The 18,357-nt window shown below is 67.5% G+C and carries 13 protein-coding genes and 1 riboswitch; of the genes, 2 read left to right on the top strand and 11 right to left on the bottom strand.

Annotated elements, in window-relative coordinates; translation table 11 throughout:
* Nucleotides 1–2: 2 nt before the first annotated feature.
* The 11 genes from EJC49_RS10765 to EJC49_RS10715 form a co-directional block, all read right to left on the bottom strand.
* Entirely contained in the window at nucleotides 3–1,439 is a 1,437-nt protein-coding gene (locus EJC49_RS10765) for a sensor histidine kinase (protein ID WP_126699929.1), read from the bottom strand.
* Between the two features lie 77 nt (nucleotides 1,440–1,516).
* Nucleotides 1,517–2,785, bottom strand: a complete 1,269-nt coding sequence (gene mnhG, locus EJC49_RS10760; RefSeq protein ID WP_126699928.1) for a monovalent cation/H(+) antiporter subunit G — start codon at nucleotides 2,783–2,785, stop codon at nucleotides 1,517–1,519.
* Nucleotides 2,782–3,075, bottom strand: a complete 294-nt coding sequence (locus EJC49_RS10755; RefSeq protein ID WP_126699927.1) for an MrpF/PhaF family protein — start codon at nucleotides 3,073–3,075, stop codon at nucleotides 2,782–2,784. The genes mnhG and EJC49_RS10755 overlap by 4 nt, the downstream gene beginning before the upstream one ends.
* A complete protein-coding gene (locus EJC49_RS10750; protein ID WP_126699926.1) occupies nucleotides 3,072–3,410 on the bottom strand; it encodes a Na+/H+ antiporter subunit E in 339 nt (112 codons plus the stop codon). The genes EJC49_RS10755 and EJC49_RS10750 overlap by 4 nt, the downstream gene beginning before the upstream one ends.
* The gene (locus tag EJC49_RS10745; protein ID WP_126699925.1) at nucleotides 3,407–4,927 is read right to left on the bottom strand and encodes a Na+/H+ antiporter subunit D; all 1,521 of its coding nucleotides are present in this window, start codon (nucleotides 4,925–4,927) and stop codon (nucleotides 3,407–3,409) included. Before EJC49_RS10745 ends, EJC49_RS10750 begins: the two co-directional genes overlap by 4 nt.
* A complete protein-coding gene (locus EJC49_RS10740) occupies nucleotides 4,920–5,306 on the bottom strand; it encodes an NADH-quinone oxidoreductase subunit K (protein WP_126699924.1) in 387 nt (128 codons plus the stop codon). The genes EJC49_RS10745 and EJC49_RS10740 overlap by 8 nt, the downstream gene beginning before the upstream one ends.
* Entirely contained in the window at nucleotides 5,303–5,707 is a 405-nt protein-coding gene (locus tag EJC49_RS10735; protein ID WP_126699923.1) for an MnhB domain-containing protein, read from the bottom strand. The genes EJC49_RS10740 and EJC49_RS10735 overlap by 4 nt, the downstream gene beginning before the upstream one ends.
* Before the next feature lie 5 nt (nucleotides 5,708–5,712).
* On the bottom strand, nucleotides 5,713–8,028 hold the full coding sequence (gene mbhE, locus EJC49_RS10730) for a hydrogen gas-evolving membrane-bound hydrogenase subunit E (RefSeq protein ID WP_126699922.1): 2,316 nt from the start codon (nucleotides 8,026–8,028) through the stop codon (nucleotides 5,713–5,715).
* A gap of 175 nt (nucleotides 8,029–8,203) precedes the next feature.
* Nucleotides 8,204–8,455 carry a hypothetical protein gene (locus EJC49_RS10725; RefSeq protein WP_126699921.1) on the bottom strand — a complete coding sequence of 84 codons (252 nt, stop codon included), beginning with the start codon at nucleotides 8,453–8,455 and terminating at the stop codon, nucleotides 8,204–8,206.
* Nucleotides 8,452–9,558, bottom strand: coding sequence for an FAD-binding oxidoreductase (locus EJC49_RS10720; protein ID WP_126699920.1), 1,107 nt, complete (start codon nucleotides 9,556–9,558; stop codon nucleotides 8,452–8,454). Before EJC49_RS10720 ends, EJC49_RS10725 begins: the two co-directional genes overlap by 4 nt.
* A 163-nt stretch (nucleotides 9,559–9,721) precedes the next feature.
* Nucleotides 9,722–10,969 carry an aromatic ring-hydroxylating oxygenase subunit alpha gene (locus EJC49_RS10715; RefSeq protein WP_126699919.1) on the bottom strand — a complete coding sequence of 416 codons (1,248 nt, stop codon included), beginning with the start codon at nucleotides 10,967–10,969 and terminating at the stop codon, nucleotides 9,722–9,724.
* 118 nt (nucleotides 10,970–11,087) lie between these two features.
* Nucleotides 11,088–11,307: riboswitch (cobalamin riboswitch) on the bottom strand.
* Between the two features lie 193 nt (nucleotides 11,308–11,500).
* Between EJC49_RS10715 and EJC49_RS10710 the strand changes: the two genes are divergently transcribed.
* Together EJC49_RS10710 and EJC49_RS10705 are read left to right on the top strand one after the other, a co-directional pair.
* A complete protein-coding gene (locus EJC49_RS10710) occupies nucleotides 11,501–13,624 on the top strand; it encodes a DUF294 nucleotidyltransferase-like domain-containing protein (protein WP_126699918.1) in 2,124 nt (707 codons plus the stop codon).
* Nucleotides 13,625–14,026: 402 nt separating this feature from the next.
* Nucleotides 14,027–18,346, top strand: a complete 4,320-nt coding sequence (locus tag EJC49_RS10705) for an autotransporter domain-containing protein (protein WP_126699917.1) — start codon at nucleotides 14,027–14,029, stop codon at nucleotides 18,344–18,346.
* Nucleotides 18,347–18,357 lie beyond the last annotated feature (11 nt).

Here is an 18,357-nt window from a genome sequence, read left to right as displayed (position 1 = left end):
TATTAACTCCCGCTCTCGGCGATGGCGGGAAGCGACAGCGTCACGGTCGTTCCGCGTCCTTCCTCGCTTCGAATCGACAAGCCCGCCCCAATGCGCTGCACGAGCGTGGCGACCACCCACAAGCCGATGCCGCGTTCCATGGGAACCTCGTCCATCTGTCCGGACACGATCGCGGCGACGACCTCGGGCGGCATGCCGCTGCCTTGGTCGGCAATGGCGATCGAGACGGACCGGCCATCCGTCGCCCGCGCAAGCGTGATGGTGATTTCGCCTCCGCGCGGCGTCACCCCGACCGAATTCAGGAGCAGGTTCACCAGGATCTGCCGCAGCGCATCCCCGTCGACGTCGATCACCACCGCCTCGTCGAGTTCCCAGCGCAGCGAAACCTCCGCGCGCTGGGCGGTCGGAAGGATCAGGAGTTCGAGGTCGCGAATGTCGCGGGCGACGATCCGGGTCTTTCCGGGCCGCCGACGGTAGGTCGACAGCGTCACGTCGACCACCCGGCCGATCGAGTCGAGACCGCTCTCGAGCAGTTCCACCGTCTGTTGGCGGACCTGCGGCTGGTCGCCGAATCGCTTGAGGGTCGAAACGCCGTTCTTCAGACCGGCGAGCGGGTTTCGCACCTCATGGGCGATGGCTGCCGCCATTCGGGCCAGCAGCGCGTCGCGCTCCTGCTGGGCCATCTGCTCGAGGATCTTCGTCCGGGCTGCTTCCGACTGCTCGCGCATCGCGAGCGCGGCCTCCAGCCGCTGCAGTTCGTGCCCGTCGCGCAGGCCGGCCGGCGAGGCGCCATCATCGCCGCGTTCGGCAAGCCGGCTGATGAAGCCGTCGAGCGGCGACAGCACCCGGCGCGCGATGGCGTAGACCGTCAGGGCCGCAAGCACCGCCACCAGCACGTCGACCCCGATCGTCAGCCGGGTGGCGGTGGCGGCGTCGTCGAGGATCCTGGTGGTGTCGAAGGTCGCCGCCAGAAGCAGCGTGTCATCGCGCAGCGCGTAGCTGCGGAGAACGGTCAGGACCGCTGCGTCGGGATCCTTCCATTCGGTGACCGCGTCCGGGTCGATCTCCTCGGCCGCGTCGAGCGCTTCGACCAGTCTGGTCTCGTCGAACGATTCGCCGAGCACCACCGTCTGCCAGGCACCCGGTGTTCCGCGCCATCGTGCGGCGATCGTCCGTTCCAGAAGCGCCGTGCGAAACGTCAGCGAGGCGGCAAGCTGCCTGCGCACGGCGTCGGGCGAATCGTCGGTCTCGGCGGCGATGTGGCCGGCGACCGCATCGAGAAAGACGACCGCCTGGTCGCGCAGCGCCGTCTCGTCGTTGGCCTGGAGGATACGAACGCCGATCTGGGTCGTGCCCACGGCGACCGCAAACATCGCCAGCGCCACAAACAGCGGTAGCGCGAAGGTGAGGGGCAGTTTGGGCTTCAGGTTGGATCGCATGATGCGTCAGGTTTAGCCCAGTTGCACGCGACGGGGCCAGAGACCTCTCGCCGCGCGCTGTGCCCCGCCGGATGCGATCAGGCCGGGTCCTCCATGAGCAGGACCTCGCAGGGCATGTTCGGCGAAATCCGGCGGCGCCAGTGGCTGCCGAACCAGTTGGTCCGCAATGGACGCGGCGCCTGTCCGAGGACGACGGCCCGTGGCCTTCTGATGTCGTCCGGAATGGCGCAATCGTCTGTCGCGACCGTTCTGCTTTCGAACGTGCAGCCGAAACGGCGCGCGATCGCCTCCATCTCCGCCAGCCGTCCCGCATCGCCCGCGGCGACATGGATGATGTGCGACACATCCCACAAATCGCCCACGAGCGCCCATTCGAGCAGCGCGGGCAGATGCGCCTCGCCGCGATCGCGCACCACGATCGTGGCGCGCTCCGCTTCCACCGCGTCGGGCGAGACGTAGAGCACCGGGCCGCGATGGACCATCGGCAGGCGCAGGAGCCCGTCGGGCTCCCAGGTCGTCTGGTCGCGGCGCACCTCCACCTGATGGTGGAACCAGCCCTCGCAGGGCAGGACCAGCAACACCCTGCCCGGATCGCTCGTCACCAGCAGCCGTTCCGGATCGCCCTCGTCATAATTCAGCGCCGGTTCGGCGCCGCCCGCCGCCGTGCAGGCGCGCAGTTCGAGGATCGCAGCACTCGCCCGCTCGCGAATCATCTGGCGTGCATGGGCCGGATCGGCGGCGCTTTCGATCGCGGCGGCATCGATGATGACGTGGGCCGACAGGTCGGAGCGGCTCTTCCGGGCGATCGCGCAGGCGCGCTCGGCCACGGACGGCACGAGGCCCTTGATGACGGCGAAACGCACGGATTCGACCGCGGGCAACGAGACCACAGGCGCGGGCGCGGGCGGAGACAACTCCCGCCGACCAGGCTGCGACGCCGGGCGCAGACGCGTCGCGCTTGCCGCCGGAGCGCCTGCACCAGTCGGCAGCCAGGCAAGACGCTCGTCCAGGGACCGGTCCGACCGTTCCAGCACGCCTTCCAGCGCGTTCTCGCCGCGAAGCGACAGGCGCGCGCCCGAAATGTAGGAAGCGCGGCCGAGCAGGTGTCCCGCCACCGGCACGGTCAGGAGCAAAAACACGATGGTCAGCAACCCCATGACGGTCGCATCGGTGGCCCCGTGCGAGATGATCGAGCCCAGGATGACGAGGCCGGCGCCGAGCGTGCCGGCCTTGGTGGCGGCATGCATGCGCTGGAACGGATCGGACAGCCGCATCACGCCGATGCCGGCGATGCACAGGAAGCCAACGCCGAGGAGTTTCAGCAGGACGGAAGCGAGCAGCATCATTTCTTGTCCCCCTTCTTCTTTTCGAGGAGCGCCGACAGCGAGCACGTCGCCAGAAAACCGATGAGGGCGATGCCGAAGGCGATGTCGAGGAACTCGCGCCGCCCGGTCACGATCATGGTCAGGCAGGCCACCGCCACCGCGATGCCGGTCAGCATGTCGAGGGCGATGAAACGATCGGCGTAGCCGGGGCCGGTCGCCATCCGCAGCGCCGACATGCCGAGCGGGATCATCAGCACGGTGATGAGCACCGCGGCGAGCGTCGGCAGATGGCTGTCCAGGAATTCGATCATGCTTCAATCTCCTTGATGCGCGCCTCGAACTTCTCCTTGATCGACGCGATAATCTCGTCGGTCGACGGCGCGTCGAGAACGTGGATGTAAAGCGTCGACATGTCCTCGCTGACATGCAGCGAGGTCGTGCCGGGCGTCAGGCTGACGCAGTTGGCCAGCGTCGTGACACCCGCGGCAGTCCGAAGCCCGATCGGCACGGCGACGATCGCCGACGACGAGGAGCCCTTCGCGCCCAGCACCGAGCGGGCCACCGCGACGGACGAGACGACGAGTTCCTTGAGGAAGATGGCGGCCAGCGAGGTTACCTGCACGGCCTTGGAGGCGATGGCGGTCATGGCGTCACTCCTGCGATACGCGGTTCGGAAAAGACCGCTGCGATGAACTGGGCCGGGTCGGTCATGGTGTCGGCGGCAACGTTGGCGAAGGCCACCAGCGGCTCCGGATTGAAGCCGATGGCGAGCGTGATCAGGCCAAGCGCGGCGATCGGCACGAGCATGGCGACCGGGACGGCGCGCACCCTTGCGACCTTGCGTGGCGAGGTCTTCCAGAAGGCCTCGATCCAGATCTTGCTCATGGAAAAGACCGTGAGCAGCCCCACGACGAGCGCCAGCGCGCCAAGCCAGGCCATGTCGCCGCGGAACGACGCGTCGATGACCATGAACTTCGCCCAGAAGCCCGACAGCGGCGGGATTCCGGCCAGAGAGAGCGCGGGGATGAGGAACAGGACGGCCAGCAGCGGCGAGGACTTCATCAGTCCGCCCGCCTTGCGCAGATCGTACGTGCCCGTCGCGCGGTGGATGGCGCCCGCCACGAAGAACAGGTTCGCCTTCACCACGATGTGGTGGATGATGTAGAAGACGGCCCCGGCCATGGCCAGCGGAGTGGCGATGGCCAGCCCCAGCATGATGTAGCCGATCTGGCTGATGATGTGGAACGACAGGATGCGGCGCACGTCCCACTGGATCGCCGCGCCGAAGACGCCGAACAGCATCGTTCCGGCCGCGAAGAAGGCGACGATCGGCCGGATGCCTCCCTCGTTCACCTCGAACAGGAGGGTGAAGACGCGGAAGCAGGCATAGACGCCGACCTTGGTCAGCAGCCCGGCGAAAACCGCCGACACGATGATCGTGGCCGTGTGATACGAGGCTGGAAGCCAGAAGAAGAGCGGGAAGAAGCCGGCCTTGATGCCGAAGGCCAGCAGGAACAGCATGGCCGAGACCGTCAGCGCCACGGAGCCTTCCGTCTGCGGCAGGACGCGTGCGAGATCGGCCATGTTCAGCGTGCCGGTCACGCCATAGAGCAACCCGATCGCCATCAGGAACAGGATGGTCGAGAACAGGTTCAGCACGGCGTACTTGATCGCCCCGTCGAGCTGCGCACGGGTCCGGTCGAGCGTGATCAGGCCGAGGGTGGCGATCAGCATCACCTCGAACCAGACGTAGAGATTGAAGATGTCGCCGGTCAGGAAGGCGCCGTTGACGCCCACCATCAGGCCCTGGAACAGCGGATAGAAGCCCGCCTTCACCTGCCTGCGCCGCAGGTCGGCGATGGCGAAGATGCCTGCCGCCAGCGCAAGCACGCTCGAGATCACCACCATGGCGGCACTGAAGCGGTCGGCAACGAAGCTGATGCCGAAGGGCGGCGCCCAGCCGCCGAACTGCTTCGTGACGATATCCTCCGACAGGACGATCTGGAGCAGGACCAGCGACGCGACGAGCGTCAGCACGAGGCCGACCAGGCTCGCCGCCTGCTGCAGGCGCGGGTAGGCCCAAGCCGCGGCGCAGACCGCGGCGGTTGCGAGCGGGATGGCGAGCGGCCAGAAGAGCTCGGTGCCGGCCAGGAACTCAGGCATCGCGCAGCGCCTCCTTGTCGAACGGACTGCCGAGTGCTTCGGCGTCGGTGTGGTCGCTGGTCAGCACCGAGCCGACCGAGCGGTAGGTCTTCAGCATCAGGGCGGCGGCGAAGGCCACGAGGGCGAAGCCGATGACGATCGCCGTCAGGATCAGCGCCTGCGGCAGCGCATTGGCGGTCTCGGTGCCGAGCATGCGCATGCCCTGCTCGATCACCGGCGGCGCGGTGAAGCGCAGCCCGCCGGCGACGAAGATCAGCAGGTTGGTCGCGGTCGACAACAGCACGATGCCGAGCAGGATGCGCACGCCGTGGCGCGACAGGAGAAGATAGACGCCGCAACCCATCTGGGCGGCGATGGCGAAGGCGTAGACGAGGTTCACTGCTCGATCCCTTCATAAAGACGGAAGACGAGGCACAGGACGCCGCCGATCACGACGCAGTAGACGCCGATGTCGAAGGTGGTCGCCGTGCCGAGGTGAAGCGAGCCGATCTCGAGCCACCAATGGGTGAGGAAGGACTGGTCCGACAGGAGGCCGGGCAGTCCGCTGACGAAGGACAGGAGCAGCCCGCCACCCATCAGCGCGACGGGGTGGACCATCAAGGCCCTGCGCGCGGCGCCGACGTCATGCGCCATCGCCAGCAGCGCAAAGCCCAGCGCTGCGATCAGCCCGCCGATGAAGCCGCCGCCGGGCTCGTTGTGGCCCCGAAACAGCATGTAGAGCGACACGCCGATCATCAGGATGAAGAACAGCCGCGACATGGTCGGAAAGATGATCTGCATGGCCGCTACTCCTTGGTCCGCGTCTTGGGGCCGGTGTTGCGCAGCAGCGCCCACACAGCGAGGGTTGCAAAGGCGACCACGGCGATCTCCCCCAGGGTGTCGATGGCGCGGTAGTCGACCAGGATCACGTTCACGACGTTGCGGCCGAAACCTTCCAGGTAGCTGGTCTGGCCGAAATAGTCGGACAGGCTCATGTCGAGCGGGATGACGCTCATGCTGGCGACCGCCAGGAAGATCACCGCCCCGAACGCGGTGGCCAGCCCGACGTCGCGCCGGCGTTCGCCGACTGTCCTCGAGTGCCGCTGCCGTGCAGGCAGACGCAGCAGCACCGCCGTCAGCAGGATGACGAGGAGGGTTTCCACCGCGATCTGCGTCAGCGCGAGGTCGGGTGCTCCATTGAGCATGAAGATCACCGCCACGGCGAAGCCGACGATGCCGACCGAGACGAGGGCCGCGATCAGCGAGCGCGCCAGCACGGTGGCAACGGCGCCGGCCGCGCTCAGGAAAAGCACGATCGCGACCGAGGCTCGCAGCGATCCGTCGGGTGCGGCGATGTAGAGACCGGCCGGCCCGGCAAGGAGCGCGAAGGCCAGCCCCGCCACCACCACCGCCACGACGATGGCGGTGTAGCGCCGCTGGTCGCCATTCTGCAGGACACGCGTAGAGCTGCGCGCGATGTGCAGGGTGCCGTCGACCACCCAGTGATAGCCGCCGTCGCCGATCAGGCGAAACAGGCGGTCGTGGCGGCGCAGGTGGTCGTGGATGAAGTCCCACCAGACGACGATCGCCACGCCGATCGCAACGACCAGCGCACTGAGGACCAGCATGGGCGTCAGGCCGTGCCAGAGCTGGAAGGAGACGTCGATCGGGCTGCCATACAGCGCCGACGCGGCCGGACCGATCAGGAGGTTGCCGATCCCGTCCGGGAACAGCCCGATGATGATGCCCCCGCTCGCAAGCAACAGCGGTCCGACGAGGAGACCCGGCGTCTCGCCATGCTTCACCGTCTCGACCCGGTGGCTCTTGAAGTAGAACGGCTTGATGGAGACCACGCCGGCCACGCCGCACATGACCGCGTTCACCAGGACGGCGACGACGATCGGGACCACGTTCCAGCCATTGGTCAGCTGCGCCTCGAACAGGTACTCCTTCGAGATGAAGCCGACGAAGGGTGGCAGCCCGGCCATGCTGAGGCTTGCCAGAACTGCAGCGACGGCGGTCACCGGCAGGAAGCGGGCGAGCCCGCCGAGCTTGCGCAGGCTCGTCTCGCCGGTGGCGTGGATGGCCGTGCCGGCGCAGAAGAACAGGGCCGCCTTGTAGAGCGCATGCGCCAGGATGAAGCCGACCGTGGCCACCGCCGCGACCTCTCCGTCGAGCCCGATCAGCATCACCAGGATGCCGAGCGACGCGACGGTGGAGTGCGCCAGGACGGCCTTGTAGCCTTCCGCCCGCAACGCCTTGAGCGCGGCGACCAGCATCGTCAGCGAACCGACCACCACCAGCGTCGCGCCAAAGGCCGGCGCCGAAGCGAAGACCGCGTCGAAGCGGGCGAGCAGGTAGATGCCGAGCTTCACCATCGTGGCGGAATGGAGATAGGCGGACGCAGGCGTCGGCGCCGCCATCGCGTTCGGCAGCCAGAAGTGGAACGGGACCTGAGCCGATTTGGTGAAGGCGCCGATCATGATCAGCACCGCGATCACGCCGGCCCACGGGCTGGCGACGAGTTCGTCGGCGCGGGCGAGGATTTCGGTGAACGAGAAGGTGCCGAGCGTCATGCCGATCAGGAGGATGCCGGCGAACAGCACGAGGCCGCCGCCGCCGGTGACCAGCAGCGACTGGATCGCCGCCTTGCGCGCCTCCGCCTTGTGGGCGTCGAAGCCGATCAGCATGAAGGAGGTCAGGCTCGTCAGTTCCCAGAACACGAACATGACGATCAGATCGTCGGACAGCACGGTGCCGAGCATGGCGGTCATGAACAGGAGAATCAGCGCCAGGAAGCGGCCCATGTCGGCGGCCGGCTTCTCGGCGAAATACGCGCCGGCATAGACCGTGACCAGCGTGCCGATGCCGGTGATCAGGAGCCCGAAGAGCATCGAGAAGCCATCGAGCCGCAAGGTCAGGTCAACCCCGAGCGACGGCACCCAGGACATCGTTGCGATCACGGCGCCGCCGTCCGCCACGTCCCCGGCATGGCGCAGGATCATGATGAACAGGGCAAGCGGAATCAGGCTCATCACCCAGCCCGTCGCCTTGCCGAACAGGTTGGCGGCTGGTCGCGCGATGGCCGCTCCCGCCAATGCAATGATGATGATCCACGCCATGTTCACGGTCTTCCCTTCGCTGGTCGCCCCTCGCGATGCATGAGGCGTGCCAGTTCCGGATTCGACGTGAATTCAATGGCTTGGTTTGATCACCGGAAGACGTTGTCAGGAATTCCGAAAGGGTTTCGCGAGCCTGTTCGGATTTCCGAACGAGGTGTGGCTTGAACGGTGGCTGTCAGCGGGCATCCTCGGCGACCGCGACCAGAAGCATCCGCAGGCACGCGACATCGGGATGCGTCACACCGCGGGCGTCGATCAGTTCGACCTGCCGACGGGCGTCGGCCGCAAGGTCCGCGCCATGCGGCACCGACAGGAGCCAGTCGGCAAACACCTCGTCCGGCGGCGGCAATGGGGAGACGCGTTCCAATGCGTGAGCATCGAGCAGACGCGGGGTCGTCGACAGGCCATCCGGATCGCGCGCGCTCACGCCGCCACCTCCACCGCCGTCAGCGGTTTCGAGCAGCAGGCCAGGATGAAGCCTTCGGCGATCTCCTCGTCGAGGATGCCGCCATTGTGGGCCATCTCCACTTCTCCCGACATCTTCATCGTCTTGCACGTGCCGCACAGACCGAATTCGCAGGCGGCGGGAATGCGCACGCCGGCGGCCCGCGCGGCCTGGAGGATCGTCTGGCCGGGCAGGCACTCGCCCGTCGCGTCCGATGTCGAGAAGCGGATCGGCAGCGCCTCCTGCACCGGTGCGCCGTCTTCGGCGGCCAAGGCCTCGACATCCACCGGCGCCGGGAGCGGCGTTGGGGCTGCGAAGCTCTCCTGGTGGTAGTGCGCCATGTCGAAGCCGGACGCTTCCAGCATGCCGCGTACCGCGCGCATGAAGGGCTCCGGTCCGCAGCAGAACACCTCGCGCTCGCGGAAGTCTGGCGACAGCAGCGGCAGTCGCACCGCGTCGATGCGGCCCATGTGGCCGAACCAGCTCTCGCGGCTCGACCGCTCCTCGATCAGGAAGCCGAGCGACAGGCCCGGCATGCGGCTGCCCAGCAACTCCAGTTCCTTGCGGAAGATGATCTCCTCCGGCCGCCGCGCGCAATTGACGAAGGCGACGTCGGACCATGGCGCGCAGTCGGAAAACCAGCGCAGCATCGACATCATCGGCGTGACGCCGGATCCGGCCGAAATGAAGAGGTATTTCCCGGCCGGGTGGTTGTGATGCGTGAAGTCGCCGGCCGGCCCGTAGGCGCGGACATGCGCCCCGGGCCTCAGATTGTCGAACATCCAGCGCGTGCCGATGCTTCCGGGCTGCGCCTTCACCGTCACCGCGATCGAGAATGGCCGCGACGGCGAGGAAGACAGCGTGTAGGTCCGCATCACCGGCTCCGGCCCGACCGGCAGTTCGAGCGTCACGAACTGGCCCGGCTTGTAGCGGAACCAGGTCTGCGCGTCGGAGCGGAAGGTGAAGGTGCGAACGTCGGGCGCTTCCTCGGTCACGCCGATCACCTCCAGAACCTGGAGGCGATCGTCCCACGGCACCATCTCGTCCAGATGGCGGTAGAGTCCGGGATCGGTGGGGGCGTTCATCGAGGCGCTCCCCTTCCTTCGAGGATGCGCCCCAAGGCACCCCGCTCTGGCCTGCCGGCCATCTCTCCCTCAAGGGGGATACGAAGGACGGGCGGGACAAGTGGCTCGCCCTGCCCGGCAGGCCAGCGGGGGGTATCGTCGAGCACGGCCATCCGCCCCTCCCTCACGCCACGTTCTTCAGGCGCGGCGCAGCACCCTCGGCCAGGCGCGGGGCCATGAAACCCGCGTACCAGTCGACGAACTGGATCACCCCGCCCTCGTGTAGTTCCGAATAGGGCCCCGGCTCGTAGGCGGGCGAGCGGATGCCGAAGGCGTTCTCCTCCACGATCCTGCGGTCCTCGTCGTTGGTCTCGGTCCAGACGTGGATCAGGTTCTGCAGGTCGTAGTCGACGCCCTCCACCGCGTCCTTGTGCACCAGCCACTTGGTCGTCACCGCCGTCTCGGTGGCGCTGATCGGCAACACGCGGAAGGTGACGGCATGGTCGCCGAGCACATGGTTCCAGGTCGTCGGATAATGATAGAGCAGGAGCGTGCCAATGCGGTCGGTCGCGACGTCGTCGGACAGGTTCCTGCCCACCGCGCGCTTGCCGGTGGACGTGTAGCTCACCGCATCGCGCAAGAGCGGTGCACGCGTCGCGCGGTACTGGCCCCGGTCGTCGATGCGGAAACGTGACGGCAGCCCGGCAGCCTCGCATTTCGCCCAGTGCGCCAGCATGTCAGGATCGCTTTCGGCGCCATTGACGCCGGTGACGGTCGGGGCTTCCGGGAAGGTCTTGCACAGTTCGGGATGATTGGCCGCGCAGTGATAGCACTCGCGATTGTTCTCCCAGACGAGCTTCCAGTTGCCCTTCTCGACGATCGTCGCCTCGTGCGCGACCTTCGCCTCGCCCAGCCGGTGCGGCCGGAAATAGGGCTCCATCATCGCCCGGAACGGGGCGAAATCCGCCGGCTCCTGCGCCAGGCAGATGAAGATGTAACCGCCGACGCTCTCGCAGGCGACCGGCTTGAGGCCGAACTCCTCCTTGCGGAAGTCGTCGGCCATCTGCCGCGCGAAGACGAGCGATCCGTCGAGGTCGTAGGTCCACTGGTGATAGGGGCAGACCAGCCTGGCCGACGTGCCCTTGTGCGCCGTGCAGACGCGGCTGCCGCGATGGCGGCAGGAATTGTGGAAGGCGCGGATCTGTCCGTCGCGGCCGCGCACGATCACCACCGGGTAATCGCCCACCTGGACCGTGAAGAAAGCGCCGGGCTTGGCAACCTCGCAATCATGACCGACGAACAGCCAGTCACGATACCAGACGAGTTCGAGATCCAGTTGGTAGAAGCCCGGGTCGATGTAGAAGGGTTGCTCGAGGCTGAAGCCCGGCCGGCGGTTGTTCAGCAACCGCAGCATGTCGTTGCGCGTATCCATGTCCGTCCTCGCATTCGCACAAGGACTGAACTGGTGGTGATGGAGGAAAAGCCGCGCGCAAGGCCACGCAGGGCCTCCCGAATCGCTCTGCCTCTTGACCGCCCACCGCGATCAGTCGGTTCTCAACAGGTTCCAGGCTGGTTTCCGGGCTCCGGAGCTGGCCCGTGCAGGCCTTGCCCGACACCTTCCCGGGCCTGTCGGCCCAGTGGTCTCCCGTCGGGTTTGTCGCTCCGCCACCGTTGCGGGGGCAGCGCCGGATTTCCCTGTCGGGGTTACCGGCTTCCCAATTATCCTTCCGGGCGTCGCCGCCGGAAGGCACCTTGAACGGTCCCACAACACCATGTCGCAATCGGACAGGATCGCACGAAAGCGACATGCGTCGCATTGGAAGGCGACAGCCCACAGCCGCCATGCGCATCGGCGCGGCAGCGCCGGAATGGCTTCGTCTCCCGCTTCTGGGATGATCAGGATCAAGCTCCGTTGCGGCAGCCATGCTATGGTCGTGCCCGACCATCCTGGGGAGGACGCCGCATGAGGATCCTGAGCGGGGCGACGCCGCTGATCGCGCTCGACGCGGTCTGCGCCGACACCGAGACGACCGGCCTCGACACGACCACCGCCCGCATCGTGCAGTTCGGCGCGGTGGCGATCACGAGCGGGAAAGTCAATGCGGACGAGCGTTTCGAGACACTCGTTGATCCAAAGAGTCCGATCCCGCCGGGCTCGACTCTCATCCATCAGATCACCGACGCCGACGTGGCCGGCGCGCCCTCCTTCGGCGAGGCGCTCGGGCAGTTCGACGCCTTCGCCAAGCAGCGCGTCCTGATCGGCTTCTCCATCGGCTTCGACCTCGCGGTGATCGAACACGAGGCGAAGCGCGCCGGCATCCGCTGGATCCGACCTCGAACCCTGTGCGTTCGCCTGCTCTCGGCCGTCGCCAGCCCGACCCTGCCCGACCAGTCCCTCGACATGATCGCGCAATGGCTCGGCATCGAAATCGACGGCCGCCACCAGGCGCCGGGCGACGCGAAGGCCGCCGCCGACATCTTCGTCGCCCTGCTGCCCCGATTGGCCGAGCGCGGCATTCGCACGCTGGCCGAAGCCGAGCGCGCCTGTCTTGCGCAGACAGCCCAGCTCGACAGCCATCACAAGGCCGGCTGGTCGGAACCGGCTACGCGTCCGGAAGCGCCCGGCCCTCGCGCCTTCGGCGCGGTCGATCCCTACGCCTACCGCCACCGCATCCGTGACCTGATGGCGTCTCCGCCGCTGATCGTCGCCGCCGGCCTCGACCTGCGCGGTGCCATCGACCTGATGGTCGAAAAGCGCATCTCCTCGCTGTTCGTCGCCGACACACCCGAGCCTGGATTGCCGCTGCCGGCCTACGGCATCGTGACCGAGCGAGACGTGATGCGCCGCATCGCCGGCAGCGGAGCCGATGCCTTGTGCGAACCGGTCGGCTCCATCGCCACCCGCAACCTCGCCTCCATCCGCGCCGAGGCCTTCGTCTACCGTGCGGTCGGCCGCATGGACCGGCTGAAGATCCGCCACCTCGCAGTCCGTGACGATCTCGGCAGGCTGGTGGGTGTCGTTTCGGCGCGCGATCTGCTGCGCCTGCGCGCGGGCGCCGCCGTCAGCCTGGACGACGAGATCGAGGCGGCCGGCGATCCGAGCGCGCTGGCGTCGGCCTGGTCGACCCTTCCCGCCGTCGCCGAGGCGCTGATCGGCGAGGCGATCGAGGCGCGCGTCATTGCCGAGATCGTCAGCGAGGAGCTTCGGATCGTCACCCGTCGCGCCGCGCAGCTGGCCGAGGCGGCGATGCTGGCCGAAGGCCTGGGCGAACCGCCCTGCCCCTATGCGGTACTGGTGCTCGGCTCCGGCGGACGCGGCGAATCCTTGCTCGCCGCCGACCAGGACAACGCCATCGTCTTTGCCGAGGGCGAGCCGGACGGGCCGCAGGACCGGTGGTTCGCCAGGCTCGGCGAACGGATGGCCGCCACCCTCGACGATGCGGGCATCCCGCTCTGCAAGGGCGGCGTGATGGCGAAGAACCCGGCCTTTCGAGGTTCCGCGGCGCTCTGGACCGCCCGGGTCGAGGACTGGATCGGCCGCTCGCGCCCGGACGACCTGCTCAACGTCGACATTTTCTTCGATTTCGCGCCGGTCCATGGCGACTTCGCGCTTGCCGCCAGGCTCTTCGACCTCGCTTACGACCTTGGCTCGAAAAGCCCGGTCTTCGCGAAGCTCCTCGGCGAGCGCATCGCCGTCGGTTCAGGCCCCTTCACGCTTTTCGGCGGCTTTCGCACCGATGAGGGCCGCGTCGATCTGAAGATGCATGGGCTGTTTCCCATCGTCGCCTTCGCCCGCGCGCTCGCCATCCGCCATGGCATTGCGGAGCGCTCCACCAAGGCCCGGCTTTCGGGCCTGATCGCCCGGGGTCTGGGAAGCACTGGCGACATCGAGCGTCTGATCGCCGCGCACGGCGCCATCATCAAGGCGATGCTGACGCAGCAGAGCCGCGACCTGCTCGCCGGCATTCCCGTCTCCAACAAGGTCGAGGTGGGGGCGATGTCGCGTGAAGACCAGACCGAACTGAAGGCCTCCCTGAAGGCGATCCAGGTCATCCCGGATCTTCTGCGCACGCTGATGTTTTCCTGAGGGGACGATCGCCTCTGGCCCAAGGGAACGGACACCGGCGCACATTGACTTGGCCCGCTGGCATGACCTATCGGTGCATTGCTTCTCAACTTGTGATTGAGATACCGAGTCTGGGCCGGGGGATCGCTTACGATGGACGAACGTTTGAATTCCAGCACGGGCCGCGTCGCGACATCAGACTTTAGCCCTCCCGAAAAAGAAGACAACCCGCTTCTTGCGACGCTCGGAGCCTCGCCCCGGTCGAAAAGGCGGTCGGTTGCCGGGCTGCGGACCAGTGTCTGCCTCGCGGCACTCTGCCTGGCAGGACTTGGGGGCCTTGTAACCCGGCCGGCGCTCGCGGCCTGCACCGTCGACGGAACCACCAGCCTCGTGTCCTGCGACCCGACGAGCGTCAATGTCACCATGACGCCTGGCGCCGGCTCGCTGACGGTCGACGGCGTCCAGACGATCTCGGTGATCTATGCGTCGCCCCAGACGCCCGGCGTCTATGACCAGTCCGTCACGCTGACCGGGTCCACCCTCATCGACAATCCCGACTACAGCGGATTGGTGATGCAGTTCGGGACGACGCCCGACAATCCGCCCCAGCCCGTCGCCGTGACCGTCAACGCGACCGTGAACATCGGCGCCGACGTCGTGGCCAATTCCGGTTCGGGCGGTTTCGGCACGATCTGGGTGCTGAACGACTACGCCGGCACCATCGAAATCGACAACGCCGGTACGCTGACGGGCACCTTCGACGATTCGAACAAGGCGGTGCTCAGCGGCGTCACCAATCTCGGCGGCGTGACCATCACCAACAGCGGCTCCGTGACGTCGATTGGCGGGCGCGGCATCTATGCCGACGGCAATTACAACGGCACGGATCCGGCCACGGTCTCTGTGTCCAACACCAACACGGGAACCGTTCAGGCCACCACGGCGGGCATTCGAGTCATTGCCTACAACGGTCTCGCCAGCATCACGAACGACGGCACGGTTGGGTCGACGCTGTTCCAGGGCCTGATCGCCTGGTCGGCCGACGGCGACGCCACCGTCACCAACAGCGGTTCCGTCACCTCCAACACCGACAACGCCGTCTACGCCGCCACCAGCAACGGCACGGCGACGGTGACCAACAGCGGCACCGTCACCGCGACGGGCGATGCGTCCTACGACGCCGCCCGCGCCCTGATTCGCGCGCCGGTCGGCTATGGCGGCCTGGTCGCGACCGCGAATACGTCCGGCGACATCGTCATCACCAACGAGGCCACCGGCATCGTTACCGCCAACCGCGACAGCGCCATCCGTGCCGCGACGCCCGAAGGCAACGTCACCATCGTCAATGCCGGTTTGCTCACCGGCCTTACCGGCATCTACGTCGACAGTGGCCTGTCGGGCGACCTCACCTCCGCGACGGTCGACGCCATCGACGGCGACATCTCCGTCACCAACAGCGGCACGGTCACGGCTGCGTCCTACGCGGTCTGGCTCGACGGGACGACCAACCTGCTCGAGAACACCGGCACCATCGAGACCACCGGAGATACGGCGGTCTATACCGGGAATGGCGACACGACGATCGTCAACACTGGCACCATCGCAGCGTCCTCCGCCTCCGGGACCGCCATCAGCATGGGTTCGGGCAACAACCGGCTCATCCTCGCCGACACGGCGTCCCTGGTCGGCAAGGTGCTAAACGTCTCCAGCAGCAACACGCTGGAACTCACCGGCAATGCGACCGGCGCCTTCGATCTCGGCACGGTCCATGCGTCGGGCCAGTTCCAGGGCTTCTCGAAGCTCGCCAAGTCCGGCAGCGGCATGTGGACCGTCACCGGCAGCGGCTCGAGCCTGACCGACAGCCTCGCCGTAAACGAGGGCACGCTCGTCCTGGAAGGCACGATCGCGGTCGGATCGGCCAGCATCGGCAGCGACGCGGCGGCGGCACTGGCCATCACCAACGGCGGCAGCCTGACCAGCGAGAACGCCACGGTCGGCGGGCCGGAGGGCGGTGCTGGCTCGGTCACGATCAGCGGGACCGGCTCGATCTGGACCAGCACGGGTGAACTCACCGTCGGTCTCGACGGCGGCGAAGGCAGCATTGCGGTCTCCGACGGGGCCTCCCTCGTCGCGCGCAGGCTCGCCCTCTCCACCGGGAACTGGCAGACGGGCGAAGGCGGCCACGGCTCGCTGACCGTCACCGGCCCCGGCACCACCTGGACCAACACCGGCGGCGTCGACATCGCGCGGACGGCCGGCTCAACCGGTTCGCTCACGATCTCGAACGGCGCGAGCGCTTCCATCGTCAAAACCGGCATCTATACCGGGGCTGGCGCCGAGATCACCATCACCGGCGAAGACACCTCGGTCACCATCGGTTCCAAGACCGCCGAGGACGATCGCGCCTGGCTCAGCCCCGAGGGCGGGACGGTCCTCGTATCGGACGGCGCCTATCTCTTCGCCAACGGCATCTATGTCGGCTCCGGCGGGAGCAACCTCACCACGATGACGGTCACGGGCGCGGGAACCATCGTGGAGGGCGACGTGCGCCTCTACGTCGGCGGGCAGAACGGCAGCCGGGACGAAGGACCGATGAACGGCAACGGCGTCCTCCTCGTGTCGGACGGCGCCCAGGTCACCATCGCCGGTACGGTCGGCGCGGGCATGGACCCGAACTCTCAGGGCGTCATCACGGTCACGGGCCCCGGCTCGCTGCTCTGGGCCAAGGCCAATCCGACGGCCGGCACGCTCGGAAACGTCTATGCCGGCTACAACGGATCGGGTACGGTCACGGTCTCCGACGGTGGTATCGTCCGGGCCGACAACGAACTGCGCATCGGTTATGACAGCCAGGGCTACGGCGTCCTCAACATCGGCGCGGCGCAAGGCTCGGCCTCGGCAGCGGCCGGCACCGTCGAGACGTCGAAGGTCGTCATCGGCGCGGGCGGCGGCGAGATCGTCTTCAACCATTCGATCACCGACGCCGGAACCGGCGATTTGATCGACTATACGTTCGCGCCGGTGGTCGAAGGCAACGGCGCGATCCTCCATCTCGACGGCCTGACACGGCTCACCGGCAACAGCAGCGGCTTCGCAGGGACTGTGACGCTGAAGGGCGGCATTCTCGTCGTCGACGGCACGCTGGGTGACGGAACCGCTTCCGTCGAAGTTGGCGAAACGGGCGGCCCGACGCCGGACGTCGTCGCGCTCCTTTCGGGCGACGGGACGATCGGCGGAAACGTCACGGTGCGGGCCGGTGGCATCGCGGCCGGCAATGTCGGCGGGATCGGCACGCTCACCATCGACGGCCATCTCACGATGACCGCCGAGGCGGTCCTGGGCGTCCAGTTCGACCCCGCGAGCGCGCATGCGAGCCTGCTCCACGTGACCGGCGAAGCCAGTCTCGCGGGCAGCGTCGAGTTGATTCCGTTCGGCGAACGGTTCGCGGGTGATCGGACCTACACGATCCTGACCGCCGACGAGGGAAGGAGCGGCGCCTTCGATCCGATTGCACCGCTCTCGGCCTTCGTCGATGCCGATCTCGACTATGTGGGCAACGACGTTCGGCTGACGATCGCGCGCAACGGCGTGGCGCTGGCCGACGTGGCCGCCACGCCCAACCAGGCAGCAGCCGCCGCCGGCCTGGAATCGCTCGGCACCGACAGCGAATTGCTGCAGCGGGTGCTGATGCTCGGCGCCGACGGCGCGCGTGCGAGCTACGACAGCCTGTCGGGCGAAGTCGCGGCGGCCACGCAGGGCGGCCTCGTTCTTTCGTCTCAGTTCTTCAGCAACGCCGCGCAGCAGCGGATCTCGCAGGCGTTCGGCCACGATGCCGGCGGCAGCACCGGCAGCATCCTGGTGTCGAGCTACGGCCCGGCGCCCGAACTCGCCGCCGGACCGGCAGGACAGCGTTACGCACTTTGGACCTCCTTCGACGGCGCGCGTGGCAGCCTGGACGGTTCGGCCAACACGGCCGCGATCGACCGCAGCTCGGTCGGCGGCGCGGTCGGGATCGATTTCGCCCCGAGCGAGAACGCCCGCGTCGGTGTCCTCGCCGCGTACCACTCCGCCGACTATGACGTCGACGGCCGCGCATCGAGCTCCTCGGCCGACAGCTGGGAGGTCGGCGTCTATGGCGGCCTGCGTTTCGATCGGCTGACGCTGCGCGGCGGCGCGGGCTATGCGTGGCACGACATCGACACGGCCCGCATCGCCACGATCGGGAACTTCACGGAAGCGCTCTCCGGCTCGACCGCCGGCGGCTCGCTGCAGCTCTTCGGCGAGATCAGCCAGGACTATGTGCTGGCCTTCGGCACGCGCACGCTCCAGGTCGAGCCCTTCGCCGGCATCGACTACGTTCGGCTCAGCATCGACGGCTATCAGGAGACCGGCGGGCTTGCCGCCCTGTCGATCGCAGGCAGCGAGACGGACGTCGCCTATTCCACGCTCGGCATCCGCAGCTCCGTCCTCCTGCCTTCGATGGGCACGGGCGCGCGGCTGAACGGGATGCTGGGCTGGCGCCACGGTTTCGGCGACCTCACCCCCATGTCGACGGCGAGCTTTGCCGGCGGTTCTGCCTTCGCCGTCGAGGGCGCGCCATTGTCGAAGAACCTGGCCGTGGTCGGCGCGGGCGTGGCGGTGGACTTTTCGGCCTCCAGCTCCCTCTCGGTCGACTATCGCGGCGCCTTCGGCGAGAATTCGACCGACAATGGCGGCGAGGCGCGCTTCATCCTGCGTTTCTGACCACGACTGGC

Source organism: Aquibium carbonis (genome assembly GCF_003970795.1).
In the GTDB taxonomy this organism is placed as follows: domain Bacteria; phylum Pseudomonadota; class Alphaproteobacteria; order Rhizobiales; family Rhizobiaceae; genus Aquibium; species Aquibium carbonis.
This window is presented reverse-complemented; position numbering and strand designations above follow the sequence as displayed.

What these genes read in the sequence shown, in the direction of transcription:
- mbhE (WP_126699922.1), bottom strand. Translation starts at nt 8,028, where the DNA reads ATGGCGTGGATCATCATCATTGCATTGGCGGGAGCGGCCATCGCGCGA.
- EJC49_RS10735 (WP_126699923.1), bottom strand. Translation starts at nt 5,707, where the DNA reads ATGCAGATCATCTTTCCGACCATGTCGCGGCTGTTCTTCATCCTGATG.
- EJC49_RS10745 (WP_126699925.1), bottom strand. Translation starts at nt 4,927, where the DNA reads ATGCCTGAGTTCCTGGCCGGCACCGAGCTCTTCTGGCCGCTCGCCATC.
- EJC49_RS10755 (WP_126699927.1), bottom strand. Translation starts at nt 3,075, where the DNA reads ATGATCGAATTCCTGGACAGCCATCTGCCGACGCTCGCCGCGGTGCTC.
- EJC49_RS10720 (WP_126699920.1), bottom strand. Translation starts at nt 9,558, where the DNA reads ATGAACGCCCCCACCGATCCCGGACTCTACCGCCATCTGGACGAGATG.
- EJC49_RS10710 (WP_126699918.1), top strand. Translation starts at nt 11,501, where the DNA reads ATGAGGATCCTGAGCGGGGCGACGCCGCTGATCGCGCTCGACGCGGTC.
- EJC49_RS10765 (WP_126699929.1), bottom strand. Translation starts at nt 1,439, where the DNA reads ATGCGATCCAACCTGAAGCCCAAACTGCCCCTCACCTTCGCGCTACCG.
- EJC49_RS10705 (WP_126699917.1), top strand. Translation starts at nt 14,027, where the DNA reads ATGACGCCTGGCGCCGGCTCGCTGACGGTCGACGGCGTCCAGACGATC.
- mnhG (WP_126699928.1), bottom strand. Translation starts at nt 2,785, where the DNA reads ATGATGCTGCTCGCTTCCGTCCTGCTGAAACTCCTCGGCGTTGGCTTC.
- EJC49_RS10715 (WP_126699919.1), bottom strand. Translation starts at nt 10,969, where the DNA reads ATGGATACGCGCAACGACATGCTGCGGTTGCTGAACAACCGCCGGCCG.
- EJC49_RS10750 (WP_126699926.1), bottom strand. Translation starts at nt 3,410, where the DNA reads ATGACCGCCATCGCCTCCAAGGCCGTGCAGGTAACCTCGCTGGCCGCC.